The organism is Microbacterium sufflavum (assembly GCF_023091155.1).
In the GTDB taxonomy this organism is placed as follows: domain Bacteria; phylum Actinomycetota; class Actinomycetes; order Actinomycetales; family Microbacteriaceae; genus Microbacterium; species Microbacterium sufflavum.
Map to the genome: position 1 here is coordinate 218,701 of NZ_JAHWXK010000002.1, position 11,742 is coordinate 230,442.

General features: G+C 68.3%; 9 protein-coding genes. 3 read left to right on the top strand and 6 right to left on the bottom strand.

Annotated elements, in window-relative coordinates; translation table 11 throughout:
- Positions 1–41: 41 nt before the first annotated feature.
- Positions 42–302, bottom strand: a complete 261-nt coding sequence (gene rpsT, locus KZC56_RS15620; RefSeq protein ID WP_136030523.1) for a 30S ribosomal protein S20 — start codon at positions 300–302, stop codon at positions 42–44.
- Between the two features lie 221 nt (positions 303–523).
- On the opposite strand from rpsT, the gene KZC56_RS15625 reads away from it, so the two are divergent.
- Both KZC56_RS15625 and KZC56_RS15630 read left to right on the top strand, forming a co-directional pair.
- Positions 524–1,897 carry a glycoside hydrolase family 1 protein gene (locus KZC56_RS15625; protein WP_247638967.1) on the top strand — a complete coding sequence of 458 codons (1,374 nt, stop codon included), beginning with the start codon at positions 524–526 and terminating at the stop codon, positions 1,895–1,897.
- Positions 1,894–3,129 carry an MFS transporter gene (locus KZC56_RS15630; protein ID WP_206251123.1) on the top strand — a complete coding sequence of 412 codons (1,236 nt, stop codon included), beginning with the start codon at positions 1,894–1,896 and terminating at the stop codon, positions 3,127–3,129. The genes KZC56_RS15625 and KZC56_RS15630 overlap by 4 nt, the downstream gene beginning before the upstream one ends.
- On the opposite strand, the gene KZC56_RS15635 is transcribed toward KZC56_RS15630, so the two are convergent.
- From KZC56_RS15635 to KZC56_RS15655, 5 genes are all read right to left on the bottom strand, one after another.
- On the bottom strand, positions 3,124–3,855 hold the full coding sequence (locus KZC56_RS15635; RefSeq protein ID WP_247638968.1) for an alpha/beta fold hydrolase: 732 nt from the start codon (positions 3,853–3,855) through the stop codon (positions 3,124–3,126). The two genes, KZC56_RS15630 and KZC56_RS15635, sit on opposite strands and share 6 nt — an antisense overlap.
- Positions 3,856–3,928: 73 nt before the next feature.
- Positions 3,929–5,644 (bottom strand): ABC transporter family substrate-binding protein, encoded by a 1,716-nt coding sequence (locus tag KZC56_RS15640; protein ID WP_247638969.1) that lies wholly within the window; start codon positions 5,642–5,644, stop codon positions 3,929–3,931.
- 130 nt (positions 5,645–5,774) lie between these two features.
- A complete protein-coding gene (locus tag KZC56_RS15645; protein ID WP_136030533.1) occupies positions 5,775–7,703 on the bottom strand; it encodes an ABC transporter ATP-binding protein in 1,929 nt (642 codons plus the stop codon).
- Positions 7,700–8,638 carry an ABC transporter permease gene (locus KZC56_RS15650; RefSeq protein WP_136030535.1) on the bottom strand — a complete coding sequence of 313 codons (939 nt, stop codon included), beginning with the start codon at positions 8,636–8,638 and terminating at the stop codon, positions 7,700–7,702. The genes KZC56_RS15645 and KZC56_RS15650 overlap by 4 nt, the downstream gene beginning before the upstream one ends.
- Position 8,639: 1 nt before the next feature.
- Positions 8,640–9,623, bottom strand: coding sequence for an ABC transporter permease (locus KZC56_RS15655; RefSeq protein WP_136030537.1), 984 nt, complete (start codon positions 9,621–9,623; stop codon positions 8,640–8,642).
- Between the two features lie 242 nt (positions 9,624–9,865).
- Here KZC56_RS15655 and lepA point away from each other — a divergent pair, with 242 nt between their 5' ends.
- Entirely contained in the window at positions 9,866–11,719 is a 1,854-nt protein-coding gene (gene lepA, locus KZC56_RS15660; protein WP_247638970.1) for a translation elongation factor 4, read from the top strand.
- Positions 11,720–11,742: the final 23 nt, after the last annotated feature.

Sequence of the window (11,742 nt, forward strand, 5' to 3'; positions counted from 1 at the left end):
CCCGCCTCGCGAGGAGACGGGCCTTCCGGATGATCAGATGCTCAGAGAGCGGCGACCTTCTTGGCGATGGCCGACTTGCGGTTGGCCGCCTGGTTCTTGTGGAGCACGCCCTTGCTGACGGCCTTGTCGAGCTTGACCGTGGCCTTCTTCAGGACCTTCTCGGCGGCGGCCTTGTCGCCGGCGGCGACGGCCTCGCGGGTCTGGCGGACGAGAGTCTTCAGCTCGCTCTTCACGGCCTTGTTGCGCTCGTGAGCCTTCTCGTTGGTCTTGTTGCGCTTGATCTGCGACTTGATGTTTGCCACGTGTGGACGCTTTCTGTACAGGAGTTGTTCGGAGTGCCGGCAGCAGAAGAGGGCTGCTGCACGACGGTCGTGAGGGAAGAACCCACACGCAAGCCAAGAGTCAACTCTACCAGTCCCGGATGCATCGCGCGAAACGAGGCCGCGTCCGCGAAACTGCGTCGCGCTCGGAGTGGTACCGGGTGCAGAATCATCCTGACCCGACAACGACGTCAAGGAGCCCCATGACCCCCGCCTCCGTTCCTTCCCCCGCGCTCGGCCGGCTCCGCTGGTCTGCGGCGACCTCGGCGCTCCAGATCGAGGGCTCGCGCTCCGCCGACGGGGGAGGGCGCTCGATCTGGGACGACTACCTCGAAGCTCCCGGCGCGATCGTCGACGGCTCCACCGCCGACCCCGCCTGCGACAGCTACCGCCATCCCGAGCGTGACGCCGACCTCGCCTCCGCCCTCGGCCTCGACCGCTACCGCTTCTCGATCCCGTGGGCGCGGGTGCAGCCCGACGGACGTGGGCGCGGGAACACCGCAGCCCTCGACCACTACTCCCGGTTCGTCGATCTGCTGCTGGAGCGCGGCGTCACGCCGTTCCCCACGCTGTTCCACTGGGAGATGCCGAGCACCGTGGAGGAGACGGGCGGGTGGCTCGCGCGCGACACCGCCGAGCGATTCGGCGAGTATGCGGCGATCGTGGCCGACCGCCTGGGCGACCGCGTCGCGCACTGGTACACCCTCAACGAGCCGGCGATGACGACGCTCCAGGGCTATGCCGTGGGTGCCCTCGCGCCGGGGAAGCAGCTGCTGTTCGACGCGCTGCCCACCGCGCACCACCAGCTGCTGGCACACGCGCGGGCCGCGGCGGCGCTGCGCACGCGGGGGGCCACGGCGGTGGGACTGGTCAACAACCACACCTGGGTCCTCCCGCTGCAGGATGCGCCAGAGGACCACGAGGCGGCGTTCGTCTACGACCTCCTGCACAACCGGATCTTCAGCACCCCGCTGCTCGACGGCGCGTATCCCGACCTGGAGGCGCTCGGGCTGCCGCCGCTGCCCGTCGAGGAGGGCGACCTGGCGGCGATCGGCGGCTCGATCGACTTCTACGGCGTCAACTTCTACAACCCCACGACTGTGACCGCCGCTCCCGCCGGTGGCTCCATCCCGTTCGACATCGTGCCGACCCCCGGTGTGCCGGTGACGGGTTTCGGACCGGAGTGGCCGATCATGCCGTCCGCCCTGCGCGACCTGCTGATCGACCTGCACGCCCGGCACCCGCAGCTGCCGCCCGTGATCATCGGTGAGAACGGTGCCTCCTTCCCCGAGCCCGACACGGCGGCCCGCGTGGACGACGCCGACCGGATCTCCTACCTGTCGGGGCACATCGCCGCGGTCGCCGAGGCCATCGACGCCGGAGTGCCGGTCGAGGAGTACACGGTGTGGTCGCTGCTGGACAACTGGGAGTGGGCCGACGGCTACACCCAGCGCTTCGGGCTGGTGCACGTCGATTTCGCCACGGGGGAGTGCACCCCGAAGGCCTCGTACGACTGGTACCGCGACCTGATCGCCTCCGTCCGCACCGGTGCCACGATGTCGGCGGTCCGGCGATGACCGCGGCTCCGGCGACGCACCGCGTCCGGGCCGGCGCGCGGTGGATGTCGCTGTTCACGCTGGCGTGGCTGGCGATCTGGACCGTGCAGCTCACCCCGGTGCAGCTGCTCCTCCCGCTGCAGCTCGATACCCCGGAGGACGACTGGATCCGCGGGGTCGTGTCCTCCGGCCTCGTGCTCGGGGTGGGCGGGCTCGCGGGCATCGTCGCCGGTCCGGCCGCCGGTGCCCTGTCGGATCGCGCGCGCGCCGGACGGCACCGCCGACGCCCGTGGGCGCTGGGTGGCGTCTGGCTCACAGCCCTGTGCCTGGTGCTGACCGGGTTCGCGACCGGACCCTGGGCGGTCGGTGCCGGGTGGGTGGGTGTCTCGATCGGCGTCGCGGTGTCGTCGGCCGCCTTCACCGCCCTGATCGCGGATCAGCTTCCGACCACGCAGCGGGGGGCCGCCTCGGCCGCCGTCGGTTCTGCTCAGGCGGTCGGGATCGTGCTCGGCGTCGGGCTGGTCGTGCTGCTCGGACTCGACATCGTGTCGGGCTACCTGCTCCTGGCCGCGGTGATCGCGATCGCGGGGTCGGTGGCCGCGCTCCTGCTGCCCGACCCACCGACGACCGAGGCGCTGCGTCCCCGTGACGCCGGACGCCCCCGACTGGCCTCGCTGCGCGACCGCGACTTCGCCTGGATGCTGTCCGGTCGACTGGTGACCAACATCGGCAACGCGCTCGGCACCGCCCTGTTCCTGTTCTTCCTGCTGCACGGGCTCGGGCAGGAGAACGCGACCGCCCAGGACAACCTGCTGCTGCTGATCGTCGTCTACACGGTGTTCGTGGTGCTCGCATCGGTGGTCACAGGCCTCGTGTCCGACCGGACAGGGCGGCGCCGCACGCTCACGGTCGCCGCGACCGTGGTGCAGGCAGCGTCCGGGGTGGCGATCGTGCTGGTGCCCACGTTCGAGATGACGATGGTCGCCGCGGCGCTCATGGGGCTCGGCTACGGCGCCTTCTCTACGGTGGGACTCGCGTTCGCGGCCGACCTGCTGCCGGACGAGCAGGACCACGCGCGCGACCTCGGCATCGTGAACGTCACCGCGGCGCTCGGTCAGCTGATCGGCCCGGTGCTCGGGGCGGGGCTGGTGGCGCTGGTCGGCGGCTTCTGGCTCGTCTTCCTCGCCGCTGCGGTGCTGTCGCTCGTGGGGGGTCTGCTCACGGCGTTCGCACGGCAGCCCGCCCGCTCATGAGTCCTCGGCCTGTGCCTCGACGGTGGCGATCGCGAGGGCCAGCACCGCGTTGAACACCCGCGGTCGCATGGCCGTGACCAGGTGCGTGGTGCGGGGGACCACGATGAGCTCCGCGTGCGGTGCGAGTCGGCGGAACAGCGGTTCGTTCAGGCGCAGCTGGTCGTACTGCCCGTTGACGAACCACAGGGGCACGGCGATGCGCGGGACGGCGGCGGCCACGTCCAGGGCGGCCAGGCTGCGCAGCGCCGTGTCCTGCATGTCGAGCGCGTAGCCACCGGCCTGGAAGTCGGCGCGGTTCTCGGCGGGGATCGTGGCGGCGAGCAGCTGCCGGGTGAGCCACAGGCCGCGGTCGGGGAGGGAGTCGACGGCCCGTGCGAACAGTCGATACGCGCGGAGCCCTGCGCCCTGGGGGAGCGAGGTGCAGGCGGCCGCGACGAGCCCGGCGACCGGAGGACGCTCGGCGCCGCCGGTGTAGGCGAGGGAGAGTAGTCCGCCCATCGAGTGGCCGACGAGGAGCACCGGTCCGCGCTCGGCGGCGGCGCGCACGGCGGCGTCGATCGTGTGGAGGGCCTCGTGCAGCGTGAAGTCCTCCGCCATGCGGGAGCCGTGCCCCGGAAGATCGAGCGCGGTCACGGGATGCCCGTGCTCTTCGAGGTAGGCCACCTGGGAGCGCCACATGGTCGCCGAGGTGCGGATGCCGTGCACGAGGACGGTCTGGACGCTCACGTCTTCAGCATAAGGAAGCGGGGCCGGTGGCGAACCACCGACCCCGCTTCGACACGAGACGTGTCAGAGGGTGTTACTTCTCCCAGCCGACGTTCTCGACCGGCGTGACGCCGAACAGGTCGAGGCCCACGTAGGGCTCCGGCGTCAGGTTCGCCAGGCCGTTCTTGACCACGTAGATCGACGGGCCGTTGTAGAGCGGGATGACGCCCCACGTCTGCTCGATGATCTTCGGCTCGAGCTCCATGGAGGCGGCGGTCCAGGACTCCGCATCCTTCTGCGACTCGACCTCGTCGGCGATCTGCTTGTCGATCTCGGCCGTGCCGGTGCCCGACAGGTTCAGCTGGCTGTCCGAGCAGTAGAGCTGGCAGAACCAGGCCGGGCCGAACGGGTCGGAGTCGGTGAAGCGGAGCGACACCGCGTCCCAGTTCTTCGACGTCAGGTCGTTCGAGAAGTCGGCCGACGGGCGGACGTCGATCTGCATGTCGATGCCGATCTCCTTCTGCTGCGCCTGGAGCGACTTCGCGAGGGCCTCAAGCGTGGGGTCCTCACCGAACACCGGGTAGGTGATGGACAGCTTCTCGCCGTCCTTCTCGCGGATGCCGTCGTCGCCCTCGGTCCAGCCGGCGTCGTCGAGCAGCTTCTTGGCGGCGTCGACATCGTTCTTCAGACCGGCAGTCGCGAACGAGTCGGAGTAGCCGTCCTGGAACGCGTACAGGTTCAGCGAACCGGCGGCCGGCTCCTCGTAACCGAGGCCGTTCCACGCGATCTGCTTCTGCTGGTCGATGTTGATGCCCATGAAGAAGGCCTTGCGCACGTCGATGTCCTCGAACTGCGGCTTGTCGGCGTCGACCATGATGATCGTCTTCGCGGTCTGCTGCGCGCGACGCACCGTGGTGTCGTCGACGTCCTGCAGCTGCTTCAGACGGTCGTTGGTGTTGGCGCCCACCATGTCGATCTCGCCGTTCTTGAAGGCGTTGATCGCGGCGTCCGGCTCCATCGCCGTGAAGGTCACCGAGTCGAGCAGCGGTGCGTTGCCCCACCACTCGGGGTTCGGCTTGAACGAGACGAAGCCGCCGTTCGGGTCGAACGTGTCGACCGTGTACGGTCCGGCGCCCCACTCGGGGTGCATGTTGCCGATGAAGCCCTCGTTGAAGACGGTCGGGTCGGCGACGGCCGGGTGCAGCACGCCACCGGTCAGGAACGCCATGGACGGCCAGGCGTAGATGCCGTCGAAGGTGACGACCGCGGTCTTGGCGGAGTCGCCCTGCTCGACGCTCTTGATCTGCTTGTAGCCGTCGGTCGCGTTGGGGGTGAAGCCCTCGTCGTAGGAGCGGTTGGCCTTCCACGTCGCGTCGATGGCCGTCCAGTCCATGTCCGTGCCGTCGTTGAAGTGGGCCTCGTCCGTGAACGTGAACGTGATGGTGGTGTTGCCGTCCTTCTCGCCGATGTCGTAGGCGTCGAGGTACGCGTCGTTCTTCGTGACCTCGCCCTCCGGCGAGACGAGCAGGATCTGCGGCATGTACCACGACCACAGACGCACGGTGTCCGCGCTGCCGTCACCGTTGAAGGCGTTCAGCTGCTCGGGGATCTCGTTGATCGGGAAGTTGACCTCGCCACCCTCCTGCAGGTTGCTGCGGTCCTGGGGGTTGTAGTCGGCGGACTTGGTCTCGACCTTGTCGCCGCCGTTGTCCCCGCCACCGGTGTTTCCGGACCCGCTCGCGCAACCCGCGAGGGCGAGTGCCAGGGCGCCGCTGATCGCGATCGCCCCCAGCAACTTCTTGTTCTTCATGGTGCTCCTTTCGCCTTTCGGCGTTTCATAAAGGGAAGAATAGTTCGCGGTCGCGACCGGCATACCGCCCCGGAGTGAATCGCGCCTAACCGTTATCGGACGGTGACCAGCAACCCCGCGACCGCGGCGATCAGACCGTCGCGGGCTTGGTCGACATGGTCGCCGCGTCGAACACGACGCGCTGGCGGGTGCGCTCCACATCCGGGTCGGGGACGGGGATGGCCGACAGCAGCGCCTGCGTGTACGGGTGCTGCGGGTTGTCGAACACGTCGTCCACGTCGCCGTGCTCCACGAACTCGCCGAGGTACATCACGGCCACGCGGTCGGCGATGTGGCGCACCACGGACAGGTCGTGCGCGACGAACAGGTAGGACAGGCCCAGCTTCACCTTCAGCTCGTCGAGCAGGTTGATCACACCGGCCTGGATCGACACGTCGAGCGCCGAGACCGGCTCATCGAGCACCACGATCTTCGGGTTCGTCGACAGGGCGCGGGCGATGCCGATGCGCTGCCGCTGACCGCCGGAGAACGCCTGGGGGAATCGGTCGCTGTGCGCCGGGTTCAGGCCGACGAGGTCCATCAGCTCGTCCACGCGACGGTGCGCCTCCTCCTTGGGCGTGCCGATCGCGAACAGCGGCTCGGAGATGATGTCGGCGACCGTCATGCGCGGGTCGAGGGCGCCCATCGGGTCCTGGAACACGATCTGGATGTCGCGTCGCAGCGCCCGCTCCACCTTGCGGCTGTGGATGTCGTTGACGCTGGTGCCGGCGATCACGATGTCGCCCTCGCTCTGCTTGACCATGTCCATGATCTGCAGCAGGGTCGTGGTCTTGCCGGAGCCGGACTCGCCGACGATGGCCATCGTCTCGCCCTCACGGACGTCGAAGCTGATGCCCTTGATCGCCTGCACCTCGCCGACCTTGCGCTTGAGGAACGCGCCCTTGAGCAGCGGGAAGGTCTTCGTGAGGTTCTTGACCTCGAGCGTGACCGGGCGCTCCTCGCGCGGGAGTCGCGTGAGGTCGCTCTCCGGCACCGCGCGCACGGGGTAGACCGGGAGGCCGCCCAGCAGGCCGCCGTCCTCGATCTCGTGCGAGCGGATGCAGGCGGCGCGGTGCAGGTCGCCCGAGCCGGTGGCCACGGGGAGCAGCTCCGGCTCCTTCGCGCGGCACGCGTCCATCACGATGGGGCAGCGGTCGGCGAAGGGGCACGCGTCGGGCAGGTCGATCAGCAGCGGCGGGTTGCCCTTGATCGGGGTGAGCGGCTGCTTGTCGCCCTTGTCCACGCGCGGGATCGCGCCCAGCAGGCCGATCGAGTACGGCATGCGCGTCTTGTGGAACAGCTCGTGCACGGGCGCCTGCTCCACGGGCTTGCCCGCGTACATCACCAGCACGTCGTCGGCCGTGCGGGCCACCACGCCCATGTCGTGCGTGATCATGATCACCGCGGCGCCGGTCTCGTCCTGCGCCTTCTCGATCAGATCGAGGATCTGCGCCTGGATCGTGACGTCGAGGGCCGTGGTCGGCTCGTCGCAGATGATGAGCTTGGGGTTGTTCGCCATCGCGATGGCGATCACCACGCGCTGGCGCATGCCGCCGGAGAACTCGTGCGGGAACGACTTCATGCGCCGCTCCGGCTCGGTGATGCCGACGAGCTTCAGCAGCTCGACCGAGCGGTCCCACGCATCCTTCTTCGACAGGCTGCGGTGCACCGTGAGGGCCTCGATGAGCTGGTCGCCCACGGTGTAGACGGGGGTGAGCGAGGTCAGCGGGTCCTGGAAGACCATCGACATGCCGTTGCCGCGGATCACCGACAGCTGCTTGTCGCTCATGCCGATCAGCTCTTTGCCGTCGTACATGATCGAGCCGGTGACCTTGGCGTTCTCGTCGAGGAGTCCCATGATCGCGAGCGAGGTGACGGACTTGCCGGAGCCGGACTCGCCGACGATGCCGAGGGTCTTGCCGGCTTCGAGGTCGAACGAGACGCCGCGCACGGCGTCGACGCGGCCGGCCTCGGAGGCGAAGCTGACCTTGAGGTCGCGGACGGAGAGGACGTTGGTCATGCGCGGCCTCCTGCAGCCGAGGTCGGGTCGAGGGCGTCGCGCAGGCCGTCGGCGATCAACGCCATCGACACCGTGAGCAGGGTCAGCGCCGCCGCCGGGAAGTAGAACAGCCACGGGGCCGTGGTGAGCGAGCTCGAGCCGGCACCGATCAGCGCGCCGAGCGACACGTCGGGGATCTTGACGCCGAAGCCCAGGAACGACAGACCGGTCTCGGTCACGACGGCCGAGACGACGCCGAGGGTGAAGTTGATCACGAGGAGCGAGCCGATGTTCGGCAGCAGGTGGCGCAGCACGATCTTCATGCCGCCCACGCCCATGTAGCGGGCCGCGCTGACGTACTCGCGCTCGCGCAGCGACAGGGCCATGGTCCAGATGACGCGGGCGGGGAAGTACCACCCGATCACGAAGATCATGATGAGCGCGATCACGCGCCAGTCTCCGCCGGCCTTGTTCGAGATCATCGCGAGGATCAGGAAGCTCGGGATCACCATCATGAAGTGGATGATCAGGAGCGAGATGCGCTCGGTCCAGCCGCCGAAGTAGGCCGCGGCCGTGCCGACCAGGGCCGACACGATCGTGACGCCGATCGAGACCGTGAGCGCGATCATGAGAGAGCGCTGCAGGCCGACTGCCACCTGCGCGAACAGGTCGTTCCCGGCGTTGTTGGTGCCGAACCAGTGCTCCGTGGACGGCGGGGTGCTCAGGTTCAGGAAGTCGAGCTCCACGTGGTCGTAGCGCGCGATCAGCGGGCCGAAGATCGCGAACAGCACGAGCAGCGCGAAGATCACCAGGCCGATGAGCGCACCGCGGTTGCGGGAGAAGCGCCGCCAGTACAGGCTCCACTTCGACAGGCGCTTCGTCGCGACGCGGGTGGTCTCGGGGCCGGCGGCCGCGGGGTCCGGGTGGATGGTCGGGTCGAGCATGTCGGTGCTCATGTCAGCTCACTCTCACACGCGGGTCGAGGACCACGACGGCGATGTCGGCGAGGATCGCGCCGATCGCCGTGAGGACCGCGCCGAAGGCCGCGATCGCGACGGTTCCGTGGATGTCGTTCTTCGAGATGGTCTCGATGAAGTACTTGCCCATGCCGTTCCACGCGAAGATCGTCTCGGTCAGGACCGCACCGGTGAAGATGGCGGGGATCGTGAAGGCGACCTGCGTGGCGACGGGGATCAGCGAGGTGCGCAGCGCGTGCTTGCGGATGGCCTGCTGCTTGGTGAGGCCCTTGGCGCGAGCGGTGCGCACGTAGTCGGCGTTGATGTTGTCCAGCAGCAGCGAGCGCTGCAGGAAGTGGATGCTCGCGTAGCCCGTGAGCACCAGGGCTATGGTCGGCAGCGTCAGATGCTGCAGCACATCTATCAGGGTGGGGAAGAAGCCCTCGACCCCCTGACTGGCGTTCCCTGTCACATAGAAGATGCGCGTGCCGGTGGCGTTGTTGAGGCCGATCGCGAGCAGCACGATCGCGAAGGCCGCGACCACGATCGGGATGTTCAGCGTGATGATGCTGGTGGCCTGGCCGATGCGGTCGGCGAGCTTGTACTGGCGGGAGGCCGTGTACACGCCGAGCGCGATGCCGAGGATCGTGGTGATGATCGTCGCGCCGAGCACGAGCTCCGCGCTGACCCACATGCGGTACGCGACCTGCTCGTTGACGGAGCCGCCGGTCGGGCTCACCCCCCAGTCCCACCGGAGGAGGATGCTGGTGAACCAGTTCCACCAGCGCTCGATGAGCGGCACGGTGTCGCTGAGGTTGCGGGGCACGAGGAGGTTGTTGATCTGCTCTTCACTGAGCGGAGGACGACGGCCCACGTAGTTGCTGCGCGGATCGAGGAACCCCCACGCGAGGAAGTAGGTGAGGTTCGTCGCGACCACGATCATGAGCAGCCAGCCGAGGGCGCGGCGTGCGAGGTACTTGATCAAGGGGGATTGTCTTTCTCTTCTCCAGACGCGCTCGGGATCCGCCGACGCAACGCTGAGCCGGGCGGATGAATCGGGCGCCATCCGCCGTTCTGCGCGACGCGACAGCCCTCACGGAGTCTGTGACGGAGTCGTATCGCTTACGGGATCCGGTGTCACGGATTGATCCCGGGCAACTTCGGGAGACTATCACCGATGTCCCCGAATGGGGATTCCCCTGCCCCTCACCGTAGAATCGACGGGACATGTCCCCACGCGCTCTCACCCCGCTTCAGCCTGCCGCGACGCCGGCTGCGCAGATCCGCAATTTCTGCATCATCGCCCACATCGATCACGGCAAGTCGACGCTCGCCGACCGCATGCTCCAGATCACCGGAGTGGTGTCGGACCGGGACATGCGGGCGCAGTACCTCGACCGCATGGACATCGAGCGCGAGCGCGGCATCACCATCAAGAGCCAGGCCGTGCGCATGCCCTGGGAGATCGACGGCGAGCCGTTCGCGCTGAACATGATCGACACCCCCGGCCACGTGGACTTCACCTACGAGGTGTCGCGCTCCCTCGCCGCGTGCGAGGGGGCGATCCTCCTGGTCGACGCCGCACAGGGGATCGAGGCGCAGACGCTCGCCAACCTCTACCTGGCGCTCGAGAACGACCTGCACATCATCCCGGTCCTCAACAAGATCGACCTCCCGGCGGCCGACCCGGAGAAGTACGCGAAGGAGCTCGCCTCCCTCATCGGGGGCAAGCCGGAAGACGTGCTGCGCGTCTCGGGCAAGACCGGCGTCGGCGTCGAGGATCTGCTCGACCGCCTCGTGCGGGAGATCCCCGCGCCGGTCGGAGACGCCGAAGCTCCCGCCCGCGCCATGATCTTCGACTCCGTGTACGACGCGTACCGCGGCGTCGTCACCTATGTGCGCATGGTCGACGGCAGCCTCTCCCCGCGCGAGCGCATCCAGATGATGTCGACCGGCGCCAACCACGAGGCTCTCGAGGTCGGGGTGTCCAGCCCTGAGCCGACGCCCACGAAGGGCCTCGGCGTCGGCGAGGTGGGCTACCTCATCACCGGCGTGAAGGACGTGCGCCAGTCGAAGGTCGGCGACACCATCACGAACGCGCGCAAGCCCGCCGCCGACGCGCTTCCCGGCTACACCGACCCGAAGCCGATGGTGTTCTCGGGCATCTACCCGATCGACGGCAGCGACTACGCGGAACTGCGCGAGGCCCTCGACAAGCTCAAGCTCTCCGACGCGTCGCTGCAGTACGAGCCGGAGACCTCGGTCGCGCTCGGCTTCGGCTTCCGCTGCGGCTTCCTCGGCCTGCTGCACCTGGAGATCGTGACGGAGCGGCTCGCGCGCGAGTTCGGCCTCGACCTCATCACCACGGCGCCGAGCGTGATCTACGAGGTCGTCACCAGCGACACCGGCGAGACGGTCACGGTCACGAACCCGAGCGAGTACCCCGATGGGCGCATCGGCTCGGTGTCGGAGCCGATGGTGAAGGCGGCGATCCTGCTGCCCAAGGACTACGTCGGCACCGTGATGGAGCTGTGCCAGTCGCGGCGCGGCACGCTGCTGGGCATGGAGTACTTCTCGGAGGAGCGCGTCGAGCTGCGCTACAACATGCCGCTCGGCGAGATCGTGTTCGACTTCTTCGACCAGCTCAAGTCCAAGACGCAGGGGTACGCCTCGCTCGACTACGAGCCCTCCGGTCAGCAGGAAGCCGACCTGGTGAAGGTCGACATCCTCCTCCAGGGCGAGAAGGTCGACGCCTTCAGCTCGATCGTGCACCGCGACAAGGCCTACGCGTACGGCACGATGATGGCCGAGCGCCTGCGCAAGCTCATCCCTCGCCAGCAGTTCGAGGTGCCGATCCAGGCGGCGATCGGTGCGCGCATCATCGCCCGCGAGACCATCCGCGCGATCCGCAAGGACGTGCTCGCCAAGTGCTACGGCGGTGACATCACCCGCAAGCGCAAGCTCCTCGAGAAGCAGAAGGAGGGCAAGAAGCGCATGAAGATGGTCGGCCGCGTCGAGGTCCCCCAGGAGGCGTTCATCGCGGCGCTCTCCGGCGACGTCGAGGGCAAGGACAAGAAGTAACCCGGGCGATCCTGGGCGCTCCC